This is a genomic window from Marinobacterium sp. BA1 (assembly GCF_041155135.1).
GTDB lineage: Bacteria > Pseudomonadota > Gammaproteobacteria > Pseudomonadales > Balneatricaceae > Marinobacterium > Marinobacterium iners.
Map to the genome: position 1 here is coordinate 78,744 of NZ_BAAFHC010000001.1, position 17,436 is coordinate 96,179.

Annotated in this window: 13 protein-coding genes, 8 tRNA genes and 2 rRNA genes; 17 read left to right on the forward strand and 6 right to left on the reverse strand. The window is 53.0% G+C overall.

Going from position 1 to position 17,436, the window contains the following annotated elements:
* Positions 1-75 precede the first annotated feature (75 nt).
* The 4 genes from ACAM29_RS00395 (at position 76) to rrf (ending at position 3,665) form a co-directional block, all read left to right on the forward strand.
* Positions 76-152 (forward strand) — tRNA-Ile (locus tag ACAM29_RS00395).
* Positions 153-190: 38 nt separating this feature from the next.
* Positions 191-266: transfer RNA gene (locus ACAM29_RS00400), tRNA-Ala, on the forward strand.
* A gap of 229 nt (positions 267-495) precedes the next feature.
* A 23S ribosomal RNA gene (locus tag ACAM29_RS00405) occupies positions 496-3,382 on the forward strand.
* Positions 3,383-3,549: 167 nt separating this feature from the next.
* Positions 3,550-3,665, forward strand: a 5S ribosomal RNA gene (gene rrf, locus ACAM29_RS00410).
* 150 nt (positions 3,666-3,815) lie between these two features.
* Here rrf and galU read toward each other — a convergent pair.
* Genes galU through ACAM29_RS00425 form a run of 3 tightly spaced genes read right to left on the reverse strand, consistent with a single transcriptional unit; the run spans position 3,816 to position 5,780 of the window.
* Positions 3,816-4,721 carry a UTP--glucose-1-phosphate uridylyltransferase GalU gene (gene galU / locus ACAM29_RS00415; RefSeq protein ID WP_354406827.1) on the reverse strand — a complete coding sequence of 302 codons (906 nt, stop codon included), beginning with the start codon at positions 4,719-4,721 and terminating at the stop codon, positions 3,816-3,818.
* Positions 4,711-4,857, reverse strand: coding sequence for an oxidoreductase-like domain-containing protein (locus ACAM29_RS00420; RefSeq protein WP_091824585.1), 147 nt, complete (start codon positions 4,855-4,857; stop codon positions 4,711-4,713). Before ACAM29_RS00420 ends, galU begins: the two co-directional genes overlap by 11 nt.
* Before the next feature lie 23 nt (positions 4,858-4,880).
* Entirely contained in the window at positions 4,881-5,780 is a 900-nt protein-coding gene (locus ACAM29_RS00425; RefSeq protein WP_091824588.1) for a LysR family transcriptional regulator, read from the reverse strand.
* Positions 5,781-5,895: 115 nt separating this feature from the next.
* Here ACAM29_RS00425 and ACAM29_RS00430 point away from each other — a divergent pair, with 115 nt between their 5' ends.
* Positions 5,896-6,489 (forward strand): FMN-dependent NADH-azoreductase, encoded by a 594-nt coding sequence (locus ACAM29_RS00430; protein ID WP_369622807.1) that lies wholly within the window; start codon positions 5,896-5,898, stop codon positions 6,487-6,489.
* Positions 6,490-6,576: 87 nt separating this feature from the next.
* Positions 6,577-9,390 (forward strand): putative bifunctional diguanylate cyclase/phosphodiesterase, encoded by a 2,814-nt coding sequence (locus tag ACAM29_RS00435; RefSeq protein WP_369622808.1) that lies wholly within the window; start codon positions 6,577-6,579, stop codon positions 9,388-9,390.
* A 19-nt stretch (positions 9,391-9,409) separates the two neighbouring features.
* Here ACAM29_RS00435 and ACAM29_RS00440 read toward each other — a convergent pair.
* Both ACAM29_RS00440 and ACAM29_RS00445 read right to left on the reverse strand, forming a co-directional pair.
* A tRNA-Gly gene (locus tag ACAM29_RS00440) sits at positions 9,410-9,485 on the reverse strand.
* 7 nt (positions 9,486-9,492) lie between these two features.
* Positions 9,493-9,568 (reverse strand) — tRNA-Glu (locus ACAM29_RS00445).
* Between the two features lie 129 nt (positions 9,569-9,697).
* On the opposite strand from ACAM29_RS00445, the gene ACAM29_RS00450 reads away from it, so the two are divergent.
* The 6 genes from ACAM29_RS00450 (at position 9,698) to ACAM29_RS00475 (ending at position 13,161) form a co-directional block, all read left to right on the forward strand.
* Positions 9,698-10,474, forward strand: a complete 777-nt coding sequence (locus ACAM29_RS00450) for a hypothetical protein (RefSeq protein WP_354406834.1) — start codon at positions 9,698-9,700, stop codon at positions 10,472-10,474.
* Between the two features lie 94 nt (positions 10,475-10,568).
* The gene (locus ACAM29_RS00455; protein WP_369622809.1) at positions 10,569-12,698 is read left to right on the forward strand and encodes a putative bifunctional diguanylate cyclase/phosphodiesterase; all 2,130 of its coding nucleotides are present in this window, start codon (positions 10,569-10,571) and stop codon (positions 12,696-12,698) included.
* A gap of 67 nt (positions 12,699-12,765) precedes the next feature.
* Positions 12,766-12,841 (forward strand) — tRNA-Glu (locus ACAM29_RS00460).
* A gap of 31 nt (positions 12,842-12,872) precedes the next feature.
* A tRNA-Gly gene (locus ACAM29_RS00465) sits at positions 12,873-12,948 on the forward strand.
* Positions 12,949-12,966: 18 nt separating this feature from the next.
* Positions 12,967-13,042: transfer RNA gene (locus tag ACAM29_RS00470), tRNA-Glu, on the forward strand.
* Between the two features lie 43 nt (positions 13,043-13,085).
* Positions 13,086-13,161: transfer RNA gene (locus tag ACAM29_RS00475), tRNA-Gly, on the forward strand.
* Positions 13,162-13,328: 167 nt separating this feature from the next.
* Here ACAM29_RS00475 and ACAM29_RS00480 read toward each other — a convergent pair.
* The gene (locus tag ACAM29_RS00480; RefSeq protein WP_369622810.1) at positions 13,329-13,736 is read right to left on the reverse strand and encodes a PA2817 family protein; all 408 of its coding nucleotides are present in this window, start codon (positions 13,734-13,736) and stop codon (positions 13,329-13,331) included.
* Between the two features lie 134 nt (positions 13,737-13,870).
* Here ACAM29_RS00480 and ACAM29_RS00485 point away from each other — a divergent pair, with 134 nt between their 5' ends.
* From ACAM29_RS00485 to ACAM29_RS00505, 5 genes are read left to right on the forward strand one after another with little or no spacing between them, the layout of a single operon-like run.
* Entirely contained in the window at positions 13,871-14,803 is a 933-nt protein-coding gene (locus ACAM29_RS00485) for an ABC transporter ATP-binding protein (RefSeq protein WP_091824605.1), read from the forward strand.
* Positions 14,800-15,573 (forward strand): ABC transporter permease, encoded by a 774-nt coding sequence (locus tag ACAM29_RS00490; protein WP_091824608.1) that lies wholly within the window; start codon positions 14,800-14,802, stop codon positions 15,571-15,573. The genes ACAM29_RS00485 and ACAM29_RS00490 overlap by 4 nt, the downstream gene beginning before the upstream one ends.
* A complete protein-coding gene (queF, locus tag ACAM29_RS00495) occupies positions 15,570-16,394 on the forward strand; it encodes an NADPH-dependent 7-cyano-7-deazaguanine reductase QueF (RefSeq protein WP_369622811.1) in 825 nt (274 codons plus the stop codon). The genes ACAM29_RS00490 and queF overlap by 4 nt, the downstream gene beginning before the upstream one ends.
* Before the next feature lie 12 nt (positions 16,395-16,406).
* Positions 16,407-16,964, forward strand: coding sequence for an NAD(P)H nitroreductase (locus ACAM29_RS00500; RefSeq protein WP_369622812.1), 558 nt, complete (start codon positions 16,407-16,409; stop codon positions 16,962-16,964).
* The gene (locus tag ACAM29_RS00505; protein WP_369622813.1) at positions 16,964-17,413 is read left to right on the forward strand and encodes a YiiD C-terminal domain-containing protein; all 450 of its coding nucleotides are present in this window, start codon (positions 16,964-16,966) and stop codon (positions 17,411-17,413) included. The genes ACAM29_RS00500 and ACAM29_RS00505 overlap by 1 nt, the downstream gene beginning before the upstream one ends.
* Positions 17,414-17,436: the final 23 nt, after the last annotated feature.

Here is a 17,436-nt window from a genome sequence, read left to right on the forward strand (position 1 = left end):
CGTTCACACATATTACCTGATCATAACGTTAGAGAGAGCGTAGAGTTGTCGATCTGAATCGATAGCTCGCACAGTAGGCTTGTAGCTCAGTTGGTTAGAGCGCACCCCTGATAAGGGTGAGGTCGGTGGTTCAAATCCACTCAGGCCTACCAATTTTCCATTCGGTTCCGGCTGTTTGGAATATCTCGTTGGGGCTATAGCTCAGCTGGGAGAGCGCCTGCTTTGCACGCAGGAGGTCTGCGGTTCGATCCCGCATAGCTCCACCATTCCTTGCCTGGAATGGTGATTGAATGAGTTTTAAAACATACGCTCAGGTATCCATCACTGGACAGTCTGTCCCTTGCATCAATACCGAGTCTATCTTTTAAAGCATCATGCTTTAAACGCTCTTTAACAAATTGGATCTGAAAGATTGTCTTGTATTGTTTGATACAAGCGCCAATCGGCGATAATCGTTACGAACCATTCATTTGAACAGACGCCTTCGGGTTATATGGTCAAGTGAATAAGCGTGCACGGTGGATGCCTTGGCAGTCAGAGGCGATGAAGGACGTAGTAACCTGCGATAAGGTTCGGGGAGCTGGTAAACAAGCTTTGATCCGAACATTTCCGAATGGGGAAACCCACCCGCTTGCGGGTATCTCTTAGCTGAATACATAGGCTTTGAGAGGCGAACCCGGGGAACTGAAACATCTAAGTACCCGGAGGAAAAGAAATCAACCGAGATTCCCTTAGTAGCGGCGAGCGAACGGGGACCAGCCCTTAAGCTGTGTTGTGGTTAGCAGAACGCTCTGGAAAGTGCGGCCATAGTGGGTGATAGCCCCGTATGCGAAAACCTATATGCAGTGAAATCGAGTAGGACGGGACACGTGTTATCCTGTCTGAATATGGGGGGACCATCCTCCAAGGCTAAATACTCCTGACTGACCGATAGTGAACCAGTACCGTGAGGGAAAGGCGAAAAGAACCCCTGTGAGGGGAGTGAAATAGACCCTGAAACCGTGTACGTACAAGCAGTGGGAGCCGTTTTCGGACGGTGACTGCGTACCTTTTGTATAATGGGTCAGCGACTTACTTTCAGTGGCAAGCTTAACCGTTTAGGGGAGGCGTAGGGAAACCGAGTCTTAATAGGGCGATCAGTCGCTGGGAGTAGACCCGAAACCGGGCGATCTATCCATGGGCAGGTTGAAGGTTGAGTAACATCAACTGGAGGACCGAACCGACTACCGTTGAAAAGTTAGCGGATGACCTGTGGATCGGAGTGAAAGGCTAATCAAGCCCGGAGATAGCTGGTTCTCCTCGAAAGCTATTTAGGTAGCGCCTCATGTCTCACCTTGGGGGGTAGAGCACTGTTTCGGCTAGGGGGTCATCCCGACTTACCAACCCGATGCAAACTCCGAATACCCAAGAGTGCAATCATGGGAGACACACGGCGGGTGCTAACGTCCGTCGTGGAAAGGGAAACAACCCAGACCGCCAGCTAAGGTCCCAAAGTTCTGGTTAAGTGGGAAACGATGTGGGAAGGCTCAGACAGCTAGGAGGTTGGCTTAGAAGCAGCCACCCTTTAAAGAAAGCGTAATAGCTCACTAGTCGAGTCGGCCTGCGCGGAAGATATAACGGGGCTCAAACCAGACACCGAAGCTGCGGATGCCTTAGGGCATGGTAGAGGAGCGTTCTGTAAGCCGTTGAAGCCAAAGGTGTAAACCATGGTGGAGGTATCAGAAGTGCGAATGCTGACATAAGTAACGATAAAGGGGGTGAAAAACCCCCTCGCCGGAAGACCAAGGTTTCCTATCCAATGCTAATCAGGGTAGGGTGAGTCGGCCCCTAAGGCGAGGCAGAAATGCGTAGTCGATGGGAAACAGGTTAATATTCCTGTACCGGCTGTAACTGCGACGAAGGGACGGAGAAGGCTAGGCCAGCGCGGCGATGGTTGTCCGCGTTTAAGGGTGTAGGCTGGGAGAGTAGGAAAATCCGCTCTCCCTTAAGGCTGAGACCTGATGACGAGTCTCCATGTGAGACGAAGTGGTTGATGCCATGCTTCCAGGAAAAGCTTCTAAGCTTCAGGTTACAGGCGACCGTACCCCAAACCGACACAGGTGGTCAGGTTGAGAATACCAAGGCGCTTGAGAGAACTCGGGTGAAGGAACTAGGCAAAATGGTGCCGTAACTTCGGGAGAAGGCACGCCGATGTCGGTGATGGAATTTACTTCCTAAGCTGATGTCGGTCGAAGATACCAGGTGGCTGCGACTGTTTATTAAAAACACAGCACTCTGCAAACACGAAAGTGGACGTATAGGGTGTGACGCCTGCCCGGTGCCGGAAGGTTAATTGATGGGGTTAGCTCACGCGAAGCTCTTGATCGAAGCCCCGGTAAACGGCGGCCGTAACTATAACGGTCCTAAGGTAGCGAAATTCCTTGTCGGGTAAGTTCCGACCTGCACGAATGGCGTAACGATGGCCACACTGTCTCCACCCGAGACTCAGTGAAATTGAACTCGCTGTGAAGATGCAGCGTCCCCGCGGCTAGACGGAAAGACCCCGTGAACCTTTACTATAGCTTCACAGTGGACTTTGACATTACTTGTGTAGGATAGCTGGGAGGCTTTGAAACCGGGACGCCAGTTCCGGTGGAGCCAACCTTGAAATACCAGCCTGGTACTGTTGAGGTTCTAACTCAGATCCGTTACCCGGATCGAGGACATTGTGTGGTGGGTAGTTTGACTGGGGCGGTCTCCTCCCAAAGCGTAACGGAGGAGCACGAAGGTACCCTCAGGCTGGTCGGAAATCAGCCAATGAGCGCAAGAGTAGAAGGGTGCTTGACTGCGAGACAGACACGTCGAGCAGGTGCGAAAGCAGGTTCTAGTGATCCGGTGGTTCTGTATGGAAGGGCCATCGCTCAACGGATAAAAGGTACTCCGGGGATAACAGGCTGATACCGCCCAAGAGTTCACATCGACGGCGGTGTTTGGCACCTCGATGTCGGCTCATCACATCCTGGGGCTGAAGCCGGTCCCAAGGGTATGGCTGTTCGCCATTTAAAGTGGTACGCGAGCTGGGTTTAGAACGTCGTGAGACAGTTCGGTCCCTATCTGCCGTGGGCGTTTGAGATTTGAGAAGAGTTGCTCCTAGTACGAGAGGACCGGAGTGAACGAACCTCTGGTGTTCCGGTTGTCACGCCAGTGGCATTGCCGGGTAGCTACGTTCGGACGGGATAACCGCTGAAAGCATCTAAGCGGGAAGCCCCCTTCAAGATGAGATCTCACCGGGGCCTTGAGCCCCCTGAAGAGCCGTCCGAGACCAGGACGTTGATAGGCAGGGTGTGTAAGCGTTGTAAGGCGTTGAGCTAACCTGTACTAATGGCTCGTGAGGCTTGACCATATAACGCCCAAGGCGTTTGAAATGAATGGTTCGACTGGAAACAGTCAAAAACACGATTATCGGCTCGCAAGAGCACCGATTGAACGCTTGTAGCAACAACACAGACAATCAGAGCAACGTGACATATAGGCACGAGGCTCAATCAGATCCGGTTTGTACCAGTTTCGCCTGGCGACCATAGAGACGTGGAACCACCTGATCCCATACCGAACTCAGCAGTGAAACGCGTCATCGCCGATGGTAGTGTGGGGCTTCCCCATGTGAGAGTAGGTCATCGCCAGGCACTTAATACCAGAAACCCCGGCCTCGTTGAGGCCGGGGTTTTTGCGTTGGGGCGAAGCACAGGCAGACGGCAGACAAAAGAAAGGGCCCGGCGCATTCCCTGCGGCGGGCCCTGTCACTGACTTCCCTGTCAGTCGCCGTTACCTTGCATTTATTGTGACAATAGCAGGCCATCGCCCACTATTTTATTTATGCATGCCTTCAGGTCGGCTGCTGTTTCTGAGTGCTTGAGCCCAAATGCCAGGTTGGCCTGCAGCAGGCCCGATTTGTTTCCGCAGTCATACAGATCACCGGACATGGTAAAAGCGTGAAGAAGGTCTCCCGATTCCACCAGTGATTTGATTGCATCAGTGAGTTGTATTTCTCCACCTGCGCCGGCTGTGGTTTTACGCAGCAGGTGCATGATCTTGCCTGGCAGGATATAACGACCGACTATGGCAAGGTTGGACGGTGCTTCGGACCGTGTGGGTTTTTCAACCAAATTATGCAGCTTTGAACTTGTACCGATGGCAGGCGGCATACCACCACAGTCAACGATTCCGTATCGCTCCACCTGATGTTCCGGTACCGCCTCAACCATGATCTGGCCGCACTGGTGCTCATAGTAGTGTGCAACCATTTGCTTTAGATCGCTGGACTCACCATTAGTGTCGATCAGCATGTCTGGTAGCATAACCGCAAAGTCTTCCTCGTCATGAATCAGTTGAGCCGCACAGAGAACCGCATGTCCCAAGCCTAGGGCCTGATCCTGACGTACTGATATGAGCTGTGAACCTGTCGGGAGCGTATTGCGCACTGCCTGAAGCAGTTCCTCCTTGCCTTTCGCAGTCAGAGCCTCTTCCAGCTCCGCATTGCGATCAAAGTGATCCTCGATCGATTCCTTGCCACTACGTGTGACCAGAATGATCTGAGTAAATCCTGCAGAAACCGCTTCTTCGACTACATATTGAATGACCGGTTTATCGACAACAGGCAACATCTCTTTTGGAATCGCTTTGCTGGCAGGCAAAACTCGAGTCCCAAGCCCGGCGACTGGAATAATGACTTTATTCAGCATTTTCGGATTCCTTCTGTTGTCGTGACTGTTCTTCCTGCCACAGTCTCAACTCTTCGTAATAGGTGTCCCACACGCATGGCTCGCAGCCATTTTCGCAGCACTCGCCATCTGCAGGTGGTGTCGGTTTGTCGCTCATTATCGACTCCATCAAAATGGCCTTCATTCTAACTGGTCATGCTGTTTTGCTCCACGAACAGCTTCCTTAATCATGGCAGCGAGTTTTTGCACCCCGGGTCTAGCCAGCTCACCATCGGTTAGGATCAGGTAAAGGTCAGCATAGCGTTCGGCACCGACTTCAAGCTGAAGAGGCTTGAGCTGTCCAGATTCAATCGCACTGGCTGCATGTGTCATTGGGTACCATGCATATCCGATACCTTTTGTTGCCGCCATTATCGACGTGGAAACATTACTGAGAGTCCAGCGCTGGTCAGCCCCAAGCCAACCTGCGTCATCATTGCGACTGCCAGAGTCACGTACGACCAGTTGGCGGTGTTGACGCAAATCCTCCAGGCTCAGTGGACGGTCAAGTTGATGAAGGGGATGTTCAGGATGTGCACATGCTAGAAAGCGAATCTGCAGTAAACGCTCACCCAGAAAGCCTGGCGGGAGTCGACCGCTGATGGCCATGTCTACGTCTCGCTTGAGCACGGCTTCGTCACTGCCGCTGAGGACCGTTTCAAGCAAGGTGATGCGCGTCTGTGGATGGGTGGCAGCATAATTGGCGAGGGTATCGAGCATTAACTCCTTCGGGAAAATGGTATCCATTGCGATATGAATTTGTGCTTCATAGCCCATCCCAAACTGTTCAGCCAGTTGTTCAGCCTGCTCCGCCTGTTCGAGCAGGCGCCTTGCATGATGACACAAGGCTTCTCCTGCTTCAGTGAGGACTGCCCGGCGCCCTTCCAGCCGAAACACGCGAACATTAAGGCCAGACTCCAGTTTTTGAACCGAATAACTGATGGCCGACTGGCTTTTGCCAAGACGTTCGGCTGCCTTGGCGTACCCTCCGGCATCCACAACTGCCAGCATGGCCTGCCACTGTTCCAGTGATATCTGCATACGCCCTCGAACGATCTATTTTGTTGTTCAAACCAAACATGATTTTACTGTTTTATATAGACCGTGTTGATATGAAAATGTTGCCTGAATTAACGATTGAGGCTGGACTTAAACAATGGCGACTCTTCTTCATATACGCAGCAGTATCTTTGGTGACAGCGGGCAGTCGTCCGTATTGGCCAATGATTTCATTACACAGTGGCATCTGAACCACGACAAGGCTGAGGTTATTACGCGTGATCTGATTTCAGACCCTTTGCCTCTGCTTGATGCCGAGTTGGTGTCGGCGTTGGTGAGTTCAGCTGAAAGTCGCACAGCGAAACAGCAATCCATCGTGAATTTGGCAAATCGCTTGCTGGCAGAAGTCCGCTCGGCCGATCAGATCCTGATCGGAGTTCCAATGTACAACTTTGGAATCCCAGTGCAGATGAAGGCCTGGTTCGACCTGCTTGCTCGTAGTGGTGTGACATTTAAGTATACGGATCAGGGGCCTGTCGGGTTACTTGAAGACAAGCCGGTGGTACTGATTGCAACGAGAGGCGGTCAGTATAAGGATGGGGGATATGACTTCCAGATTCCATTTGTAAAACAGTTCCTGGGCTTTCTCGGCCTCAAGGATGTACGAACCGTTTACGCAGAAGGCCTGCATATGGGGGAGCCTACTCAGGCTGAGTCTCTGAGCGCCGCACGTGCAGAACTTCAGTCGTGAGACGTTTTTATACAAAACATAACTTTGCTGTTGAGGAGCCTTGTGGCAAGCTCATGAAAAATAAATACAAAAAGCAGGAAACAACCTGTGTTTTTTTCACGCTTGCACCACAAACTGCTGTTGCTCTGGCTTCTGTCACTAGCCGGAGCATTGATGTTTGTTGGCCTGATATTCACACTGATGCTTGGGCATACAAGGGAGCAGCAGTCACTCCATGAGTTGGAACAGGCGCGTCATTTTCTGGCCGGGCGCTGGGATACCGCCCGGCAGGCTGTAGAGGAGCAGCTGGATCAGCTGGCAGGACAGTCAGAGCTTGCTTTACCTGATTCACCCGGTAATAACGAGAGACTCGAAACCGAACTGGAGTTACTTGCATTGAGGCTGCTCCGTCGGCTTGAGACACGAGGTCTGGACTATCTCGCCATCCATGATGAGCGAGGTCAGTTACAGGCCATGGCCTGTCGGTGTCAGGGTGGTGACAGGCTTTATGCCTACAATACAAAGCCCCTTGGCCGCACCGGTTTCCGTATACGACCCTCAAATGATGAACCCTCCTACCAGAGCCACTTCCTTCCGTATGATTTGTTGCGACTGTCCCTGTCCAGTCATTCAGAGCCTGTGATTGCTCGCACGCGAGACCAGCTCTACCTGTTGGGGTGGCATGACGTGCCGGGTGGTTCAAGGCTTCAAGGTGGAGTAAAACTCAGCGATGATACGGTAGGCCACCTTGCGCACCGGCTTGAATACCCGGTGCTGTTACAGGCCGAAGAACTCAGTGTAGGGCAAGGATTCGAGTCACGACTCTCGTTACAACGCTTACAGCAACTTGAACGGAGTCAGCAAGGCTGGGTCGGGGCGGATGATGAATACTACGGTGCTATTACGTTTGCTGAGCCAGGAATTGAAGCGCGATTGATTTTCGCGGTACCGGTTAAAGGCTTGGGCCATGAGCTGGAGACGCTTGGGCAGTCGATGCTGGTACTTTTACTGCTTGCTCTGGTTGGGTTTACCCCGTTGGGTGGCTGGTTCATAAGTCGGGTGATTACACGCCCGCTGGGCAAGCTGTCGCTTGCAGTACAGAACCTGAAAGAAGGCAACTATCAACGTATTGAGGGATTTGATCAAAAAAGCGACCTGGGTCGCCTGGCATCGTCATTCAACACCATGGTGACGGCGCTCAATGAGCGTGAAGAAGCGCTAAGGGACAGTAGTCGTGAATTGCGGCAGTTGTCTGCTGCACTGGAACAAAGTCCAGCCTGTATTATCATCACGGATCTCCAAGGCATTATTCAGTATGTTAATCCGGGTTTTTGCCGTGTGACAGGCTATAGCGCTGCTGATGTGAAAGGGCGGCCGGTTAGTCTGCTTAAATCCTCTTCAACCCATGCTGACACCTTTGGTCAGCTCTGGAGTTCACTAAGCAGTAAGGGCGAGTGGCATGGCGAGCTGCTCAACCAGCGCAAGAATGGTGAGCAGTTCTGGGTGGCGGCTACCATTTCAGTGTTGCGTGACGAGCAGGGTCAGCCAGATCGCTATCTGGCCATTGAGGAAGATATTTCACTGCGTAAAAGTTACGAAGAGCAACTGTTTCACCGCAGCAATTATGATGCACTCACGGATCTTCCAAATCGAGAATTGATCCAGGATCGTTTGCAGCAGGCAATTGAAATGGCTGAGGCGCAGCAGCATCAGGTTGCTGTTCTGTTCATCAATCTATTGCAATTCCGTCGCGTGAATGAAGTCCAGGGTCATCAGGCAGGAGATACACTACTCTGTCAGGCCGCTCAACGCTTGCAGCAGGTACTTTCGCCCCTGGAAAGCCTCGGTCGGATTGGCAGTGACGAGTTTGTGGTCGTTGTTCCAGAAGTGACTCGCATGCAGGCGGTTGAAAATCTCACGCGCTGTCTGTTACAGCAGTTTGATGTCCCTTTTCAGCTTAGTGATACCGAGGTCCGTGTGGCGGCCTGTATCGGTATTGCCCTGTACCCTGACGATGGATTGCGCGCTGATATGCTGCTGCGTCATGCTGATGCGGCAATGCAACAAGTGCGCATGCGCAAGGAAGCGGGTTACTGTTTTTTCATGGAAGAGATGAATGAACATGCACGGCACTCACTTGAGATGGAGCAGGCGCTGCATGATGCGCTTGAGCGAAACGAATTTGTACTTTGGTATCAGCCACTGCTTGATCTGAAAACCCGCCGCATTACAGGTGTTGAGGCACTTGTGCGCTGGCACCGTCCGGGTTACGGGCTGGTTCCACCGGACGAATTTATTCCAAGGGCTGAAGAAAGCGGTCAGATTTTGCCACTCGGACACTGGGTACTGGCTGAGGCCATTCGTCAGGCAGCCAGTTGGCAACGACAGATGGGGCTGAAGCTGAATATCGCAGTGAATATTTCTCCCCGACAGATTCAGCAGCCCGATTTTGTGCAGCAGGTTAAACAGCTGTTGATTATTCATGAGCTGACGCCAGGCAGCCTGGAGCTTGAAATTACCGAGTCTATTTTTCTCGATGTTGAAGCAGAAGGCCGCACTATTGAAACATTGAAGCAATTGAGAAGCTTTGGTGTACGCCTGTCGATTGATGACTTTGGTACGGGGTTCTCGGCTCTGGGTTACCTGAAGCGTTTTCCTGTAGATATTCTCAAGATTGATCGCCAATTCGTGCGAGATATTCATATGGATCAAGACGCTGCAACGCTGTGTCAGGCGATTATCTGGATGGCCAGGGGACTGCACATGGAAGTGATTGCCGAGGGTGTTGAACTGGAAGAGCAACTCGACATTCTGGCTGAATCGGGAGCCGATGTAGTGCAGGGGTATTACATCGCGAAACCGCAGCCGGCTGAATGTCTGCCTCAGGTCTTTGAACGATATGAAGACAGAAAGGCAATTTGACGTAATTTGAACTAGAAATTGGAGCGGGAAACGAGACTCGAACTCGCGACCCCGACCTTGGCAAGGTCGTGCTCTACCAACTGAGCTATTCCCGCATTTGGATGGCATCCCGTAGGGGGTTCGAACCCCTGTTACCGCCGTGAAAGGGCGGTGTCCTGGACCACTAGACGAACGGGACGCGGTACAATCAGACTGTGCCTGACAGCGGTGCGAATATTAATAACAGAGATTTTTCCGGTCAAGCGTTTTCTTTCGTTTTTTGTTATAGAATCAAAGTCTTCTGTTTAACTCGGATGGACATGTGCCGATGAGCCCGACTGAAACCGGCCTAATCATCGTGGCTGTAGTGGTGGTGATGGCGATGATAGCCTTCAGTATTCAGACGGTCGAAAATCAACGTCGTGAACGTCGCATGCGCCTGCTTATGCTGAAAGACCAGATTCGCCGGGCTGATCATCTGCTGCACACTTTGCCTGAGCATTACATCACCCGTGAGATTCGCGATGTGCTGGTCAGATATCTGCAGAATCGCTGGAAGCAGGTGATGGAGCTGGAAAACACATCTGAAAATCGACAGAAACTGTCTGAGATGGAAGCCTTCGCCGCTCAACCTTTACCTGTGGTTGAACATCCACCCGGTTCCATGACGTTGCACACTGATCGTAATCATGCTCAACGCACTGCAGCTCTGTTGCGGGAGCTGTTCCAGTTTTTGACAGAGCTGCAGAACGGTGGGCTTCTGCCTCCGGCCACAACACGGGATGTCATCTATCAGGTGAAGGAAGCCTATACCCGTACACGCATTGATGTTGAGATTATGGAAGCGCTTGAGGTCGAGCAGCAAAGAGGACCGGCCCCAGCCTTGCCGCGCTATCGTACGGCAGCAGGCAAGTTGCAACGGCTCAATCAGACCCAGCAATTGGATCGCCAGATCTATGAGCTAAGTGCGCATATGGATAAACTCCAGGCGCTTGTTGAGCGTGAACGTCTGCTGCGCGAAGCGGAAGAGGAGCGCAAGCGGGCCGAAGAGGCAGCAAAAGAAGACAAGTTCAAGCCTAAATCGATTACAGACTATCGGCGTTAAGTATTCACGAAGCCGTCATAAATCTCTACAATCGCGTGCAATTAAGAAATTGCTTATATAAAAGGCGCTTGCCAGCAAGAATGTGCCGTTTACAATGCCGAGGGAATCTGTGCCCCCACAAACGACCAGCCTTAACACCTCCGTTGATGAGCAGTTGCGCATCATGCAGGCGAGTCTTGAACATCTTTCTGATCTTGTGGTGGTGACGGATGCGGACCTGACGCCCCCGGGTCCGCGTATTGTCTATGTCAATCAGGCCGTTATTGAACGTACGGGCTATGACCGTGAACGGCTGATAGGCGCCAGCCCGCGTCTGTTTCAGGGAAAAGATACCTGTAGAGAAGCGCTGAATCGAATCGGCAATGCCTTGCGCCGCGGTGAAAGGGTGCGCGAAGAGTTGCTGAATTATACCAGCAGTGGCGATGCGTATTGGATCGGCATCAGCATAGTGCCTCTTTTTGATGACAGCGGGCAGCTCACACACTTTGTCAGTACCCAAAGTGATATTACCTCACGCAAGCGCATTGAATCCGATCTGCTGCTGTTTCGCCAGGCGATCGACCAAAGTCCTTCCAGCGTCATTATTACTGACAACAATGGGCATATTACCTATGTTAATAACGGCTTTGAGATCAACTCCGGCTACAGTCGTGACGATGTTTTGGGGCGAACCCCCGGCTTCCGGGCCTGGGCACCTAAAAGTGAGGTTGAAAAGAGGGCTTTCTGGGACCGTCTGGATAGTGGTTTGCCCTGGCGAGGTGAGTTCGTTAATCGGCATAAACAGGGACACCGCGTGGTCAAGCGTGCCGTAGTTTCACCGGTGCGTAATCTGGAAGGAAACATCAGCCATTTCCTGTCGGTCGAGCAGGATATTACGGCGGAAAAGGAGGCCCTGTCTCAACTGGAGTATTTGGCCTACCACGACCCCGTGACTCAGATGCCCAACCGTCGCCTGCTGCAGCAGAGGGTCGAAGCATTGCTCCATGCTCCACTCATTGCTCCGTCAGCTGCACTGTTGCTGATAGATCTGGATGATTTCAAACGGATCAACGATGCGCATGGTCATGGATTTGGCGATCGAGTGCTGCAGAAAATCGGCTCTCGTCTGCAAAAACAGCTGTTAAGTGAGAGCGAATTGGTCGCTCGCCTTGGGGGTGATGAGTTTGGCGTGCTTTTGTGCGGCCGAACAACAGATGCCGAGTCTGACCTGATCTGGAGATTGGAGGCCTTGAGCCAACAGTTGGCCAGACCACTCAACATTGATGGTGAAACACTACTGCTTGCCGGCAGCATTGGTGTTGCCAGAATTCCGCAACATGGTCGCAGCTTTGTAACCCTGCAGCGCAATGCCGATCTTGCTCTGTACAAGGCCAAGGCAGATGGTAAGGGAGGCTACGCCACGTTCACGGCGGAGCTGAACGTGGCGGCTCAACGCAGGGTAAGGCTTGAAGAATCACTTCGCCTCACGATTCTGCGGGATGAGCTCAGCCTTGCTGTACAGTCACAGTTCGGGCCCGCTGGCGATATTCGGGGGGCCGAGGTCCTGGTGCGCTGGTTGCGTGGCCCGGAAGGCGTTCCGGTGTCGCCCGCTGAGTTTATACCGGTGGCGGAAGCTTCCGGTCTCATCAAGCCTCTGACATTGACGGTGTTCAGGCAGGCGCTTGAGATTGCGGCGCAACTCAAGGCTGCCGGCTTGCGAATTCCGCTGTCAATCAATCTCAGTTCGGATCTGTTCCGTGATAGTGCGCTGATCGATGCACTGGTCGATCTGGTGGCTGATAGCGTTGTAACACCTGACGCGTTGATGCTTGAAATTACCGAAAGCCTGTTTATCGATACTCATCCGAACTTGTTGCGGAACATGGCGCGGCTGGCGGAGCTGGGGTTTGCCTTTTCATTGGACGACTTCGGTACAGGGTACTCCAATCTGGCCTATCTGAAACGTTTGCACTTGAGTGAGCTCAAAATCGATAAGAGTTTTGTGGATGGTTTACCGCAGGATGAAGATAACCGGGCCATTGTACTTTCGATTATCTCGATCGCTCGCCAGTTAAGACTTAGAGTTGTAGCAGAAGGTGTTGAAACGTCTGCGCAGGCTGACTTTCTTGTCGCCCATGGCTGTGAGCTGTTGCAGGGCTATTTGCTTCACAAACCATCGCCTGCCGAGGAGTGGCTGGGGCAGCTAATGGACGGTATAGAAAAAAAACTGTCGAAAGGGGGTTGACCACTAAAAGGCCCATACGTAATATATGCGCCTCCTCGATGAGGAAAGCGAAAGCGCTCAAGACTGTGTCCCGTTCGTCTAGTGGTCTAGGACACCGCCCTTTCACGGCGGTAACAGGGGTTCGAACCCCCTACGGGATGCCACTCACTCGTGAGTGATGGTTTTGAGAGTAAAGCGGGAATAGCTCAGTTGGTAGAGCACGACCTTGCCAAGGTCGGGGTCGCGAGTTCGAGTCTCGTTTCCCGCTCCAAACGTTTTTGCAGGCTGCGTCCCATTCGTCTAGTGGCCTAGGACACCGCCCTTTCACGGCGGTAACAGGGGTTCGAACCCCCTATGGGACGCCACTCTCTGACAGAGATGCTATAGTAAAATCTCTGAAAGAAACATGCGGGAATAGCTCAGTTGGTAGAGCACGACCTTGCCAAGGTCGGGGTCGCGAGTTCGAGTCTCGTTTCCCGCTCCAAATTCAGTACAGATTGTCAGCACACAGTGTTTAATACGATAACCATCCGGCGAAAGCTGCATGGTTTTTTTCGTTTCATGGTCTGTACATTGGTTCCGTAAAGCAAAACCTCAGGCCGGGCATGCCTCGCACAGAGGGGATGGCCCGGCATAGGTACAAGAGTGTCTTCAGTGTCGGGTGTCTGATGCATCCCCAAGAATACTCTGTCGCAGTGACAGGTAATCTACAGGGTTGTTGCTGGCCTCAAGCTCAGCCTGTGTTTCATCAAGCTGCTGGAACTGCTCGATCTCCTCGTCGCTCATAAAGTGCAGACACTCGCCGCCAAACAGCCAGAAGAGGTCACGTGCCAATAGTGGTACGAATTGTGGGTAGCCACGTACCAGTCGGACCAGCAGGGTTTGGCCATCTTCGTATGCTTCTGGGCGATGATGTTCGAAATCATTCACCACTGCGGCAAACTGGTCCAGAAACTCAAGCTCCTCGCTGGCCTCGGCGTCCTTGAAGGTTGGCTGCTGAATCAAGTTGTTATAGGCAATCTTGAGCAGGTTCAGATGAAAGCTGTGGCGATCGGTCACGGGGTACTCCGGTTGTTGCAGTCACGGGAGCGGGCATCGGATGTCCGCGCAAACGGGTACAATGGGGGGCGGCGGTTGAAATTTCAATCCCCGGCCGCATCTACCCACATCTACACTCCATTCAAAGGCAAGGCATGACAACGGCGCTTTCGATACAGGATTTAAGAAAGGTATACGGTAACGGCTTCGAGGCTCTCAAGGGGATCTCTCTGGACGTGCAGCAGGGAGACTTCTTTGCCCTGTTGGGCCCAAATGGTGCCGGCAAATCAACAACGCTGGGGATCGTTTCCTCGCTGGTCAACAAAACTGCCGGCAAGGTCAGTGTGTTTGGTTACGATATTGATACCCAGCTGGCGCAGGCCAAGCAGTGCCTTGGGGTTGTACCGCAGGAGTTCAACTTCAACCCGTTTGAAAAAGTAGTGGATATCGTTGTCACTCAGGCTGGGTATTACGGTATTCCGCGCAGGCAGGCGTTGCAGCGTGCTGAAATTTACCTGGGCAAACTTGGGCTTTGGGAAAAGCGCGATGAGCGTGCTCGCATGCTGTCCGGTGGAATGAAGCGCCGCCTGATGATTGCCCGTGCATTGGTGCATGAACCCAAGTTGTTGATTCTGGACGAGCCGACTGCAGGGGTCGATATCGAGCTGCGCCGTTCCATGTGGGACTTCCTGAGTGAAATAAACGCTGCAGGGACAACCATTATCCTCACCACACACTATCTGGAAGAAGCTGAAAGCCTGTGTCGCAATATCGCCATCATCGATCATGGCAGCATCATCCAGAACACCAGTATGAAAGCACTGCTGCAGAAGCTGGATACGGAAACCTTCATTCTGGATCTGCGCCAGGATTTTACCGAGCTGCCCAAACTTGATGGGTACGTGATCCGGCCGCGTGATGCACATACCCTTGAGGTCGATGTGCCAAAAGCGGCAGGGCTCAATGCGTTGTTCAGCCACTTGGCCGAGCAGGGGCTGGAGGTGAGCAGCATGCGCAACAAGGCCAACCGGCTGGAAGAACTGTTTGTGTCGCTGGTCGACAAGAATTTGAAACAGGAGTCAAAATGAATTCCCGGCTGCTATGGACCGCGTTCGTCACTATCGTCGTCAAGGAAATCCGTCGCTTTACCCGTATCTGGGTTCAGACCCTGCTGCCGCCAGCGATCACCATGACGCTCTATTTCATTATTTTCGGTAACCTGATCGGCTCTCGCATTGGTGACATGGGTGGCTTCGATTACATGGAATATATCGTTCCGGGCCTGATCATGATGTCAGTTATCACCAACTCCTACGGTAACGTGGTGTCCTCTTTCTTCGGCACCAAGTTTCAGCGCAATATCGAGGAACTGCTGGTCTCGCCGGTGCCTAATTGGATTATCCTGGCCGGCTATGTGATTGGCGGCGCCACACGAGGGTTGATGGTAGGCTTTATCGTGACCCTGCTGTCACTGTTTTTCACCAAGTTGCAGATCAACCACCTCTTCATCACTATTACTGTGGTATTGCTGACCGCGATTCTGTTTTCGCTGGGTGGTTTCATCAATGCCGTGTACGCCAAAACCTTTGATGATATCGCGATCGTACCTACCTTCATCCTGACCCCGCTGACCTATCTGGGTGGCGTGTTCTACAGCATCCAGCTGTTGCCGGGATTCTGGCAGGGGGTGTCACAGCTGAACCCGATTCTGTATATGGTAAACAGCTTCCGTTATGGCATTTTGGGCGTCAGTGACATCGATATCGGTTTTGCCTTCGCCATGATTATTGGGTTTATTGTCGTGTTGGGAGGCGTTGCCATTCATTTGCTGAATACTGGCAAGGGGATTCGAGAATGAGCGAACATGATCAGGTAAAGGCATCCCCGCTGGGGCAGGATACGATCTACGTCAATGAGTACGACGCCTCGTTGCTGTACCCGATTCGGCGTGACCTGAACTGGGAGGTCAAGGGCGTCAAACGCAGTAGCCTGCCGTTTCGCGGACTGGATATATGGAATGCCTATGAGGTTTCTTGGCTGGACGCCGGCGGCAAGCCGGTGGTACGGCTGGCTGAATTTCGTATACCGGCCAGCTCACCCTGCATCATTGAATCCAAGTCGTTCAAACTGTACCTGAACTCTTTCAACCTGAGTCGCTTTGCACAGGAAAGCGAGGTGCGCGAGCGGATGCAGGCGGATCTGTCGGCGGCTGCAGGTGCGCCGGTGCAGGTCAAATTGATCCCGCTGACTCAGGCTGTTGAAGTGAGCCAGCTCAAGGGGCGATGCCTGGATGATCTGCCACTTCAGGTCGAGCACTACTCGCCGGCCCCTGAGTTGCTGAACGCCTCAGGTCCTGTTACCGAGGAAACTCTGGTCAGTCACTTGCTCAAGTCCAACTGCCCCGTCACCGGGCAGCCTGATTGGGCCAGTGTGCAGATCCGATACAAGGGGGCTCAGATCGATCACAAAGGGCTGCTGGCCTATCTGATCTCCTATCGTGAACACGGCGACTTTCACGAGCAGTGTGTCGAAAATATCTTCATGGATATCTGGCAGCGCTGCCGACCGCAGAAACTCAGTGTCTATGCGCGCTATGTCCGTCGCGGTGGTCTGGATATCAATCCCTACCGCTCCAGTATCAACGATGAGCCGCAGAACCTGCGCCTGTCACGCCAGTAAAAGGATAGTACCATGGATGCACTCGACGCCCTGATCAACCGTACCTCATGCCCCCGCTTGGAAGGTCCGGCTCCAACGCCGCAACAGCTTGACCTGATGTTGCGTGCAGCTCTGAGAGCGCCGGATCATGGATCGCTGCGCCCTTGGCGCTTTATTATTACGGAAGGCGAAGGTCTGGTACGCATGGGTGAGCTGTTTGCCCGTGCCGCTTTGAAGGCTGATCCGGAGTTGCCGCAGGCAAGGCATGACAAATGCCTGCAAATGCCGCTGCGGGCGCCAATGATCATCACGGTAGTTGCTGTCACTCGAGAGCATCCCAAAGTCCCGTTGGACGAACAGTTAATCTCGGCAGGATGTGCGGCTCACGCCATCACCCAAGCGGCTTTCGCGCAGGGCCTTGGGGCGATGTGGCGCACCGGTGAAATGACCCATAACTCGCATGTGCGATCAGGGCTGGAACTGGCCGAACATGAGCAGGTGGTTGGCTTTATCTATCTGGGCCAGCGCTGTCGCGAGCGCGAGGCTCCGATGCTGGATCTTGCCGAGTTCGTGACTCGCTGGGAGGGCTGATGAAAACCGATACGGTTGAATTCCTTGGTTGGCTCAAGACCCAGATTCCACTGCTGGAACACCTGGGTATTTCACAGCTGACATGGGATGGTCAAACGCTGAAGATCCCCACGCCGCTGGCACCCAATGTAAACGACAAGGGAACCGGTTTTGGCGGTTCTCAGGCGGCGATCGCCACTGTAGCGGGGTGGTGCCTGACGACCCTGTGTCTCAAGGAGCGCGGGCTGGAGTGTGACGTGGTGGTCGCTGACAGCCATCTCCAATACCTCAAGCCGGTTACGGCGGATTTTGTGACACAAGTTGAGCTGATCGACACCGCCGCTTCTGATGCCTTGGCCGAGCGTGTAGTGGAGCGGGGCAAGGGTAAGCTGGCGTTGGTGGTAGAGGTCATCTGCAATGGTCAGGTCTGCATGCGTCTGGAAGGACTCTATGTCGCGATAAAGCGCTGAGGCCTGTTCCTGTTTTAGACGGT

Excerpts from the sequence above, each read along its gene's own strand:
- galU (WP_354406827.1), bottom strand. The coding sequence starts at position 4,721 with ATGCTGAATAAAGTCATTATTCCAGTCGCCGGGCTTGGGACTCGAGTT.
- ACAM29_RS00420 (WP_091824585.1), bottom strand. The coding sequence starts at position 4,857 with ATGAGCGACAAACCGACACCACCTGCAGATGGCGAGTGCTGCGAAAAT.
- ACAM29_RS00425 (WP_091824588.1), bottom strand. The coding sequence starts at position 5,780 with ATGCAGATATCACTGGAACAGTGGCAGGCCATGCTGGCAGTTGTGGAT.
- ACAM29_RS00430 (WP_369622807.1), top strand. The coding sequence starts at position 5,896 with ATGGCGACTCTTCTTCATATACGCAGCAGTATCTTTGGTGACAGCGGG.
- ACAM29_RS00450 (WP_354406834.1), top strand. The coding sequence starts at position 9,698 with ATGAGCCCGACTGAAACCGGCCTAATCATCGTGGCTGTAGTGGTGGTG.
- ACAM29_RS00455 (WP_369622809.1), top strand. The coding sequence starts at position 10,569 with ATGCCGAGGGAATCTGTGCCCCCACAAACGACCAGCCTTAACACCTCC.
- ACAM29_RS00485 (WP_091824605.1), top strand. The coding sequence starts at position 13,871 with ATGACAACGGCGCTTTCGATACAGGATTTAAGAAAGGTATACGGTAAC.
- ACAM29_RS00490 (WP_091824608.1), top strand. The coding sequence starts at position 14,800 with ATGAATTCCCGGCTGCTATGGACCGCGTTCGTCACTATCGTCGTCAAG.
- queF (WP_369622811.1), top strand. The coding sequence starts at position 15,570 with ATGAGCGAACATGATCAGGTAAAGGCATCCCCGCTGGGGCAGGATACG.
- ACAM29_RS00500 (WP_369622812.1), top strand. The coding sequence starts at position 16,407 with ATGGATGCACTCGACGCCCTGATCAACCGTACCTCATGCCCCCGCTTG.
- ACAM29_RS00505 (WP_369622813.1), top strand. The coding sequence starts at position 16,964 with ATGAAAACCGATACGGTTGAATTCCTTGGTTGGCTCAAGACCCAGATT.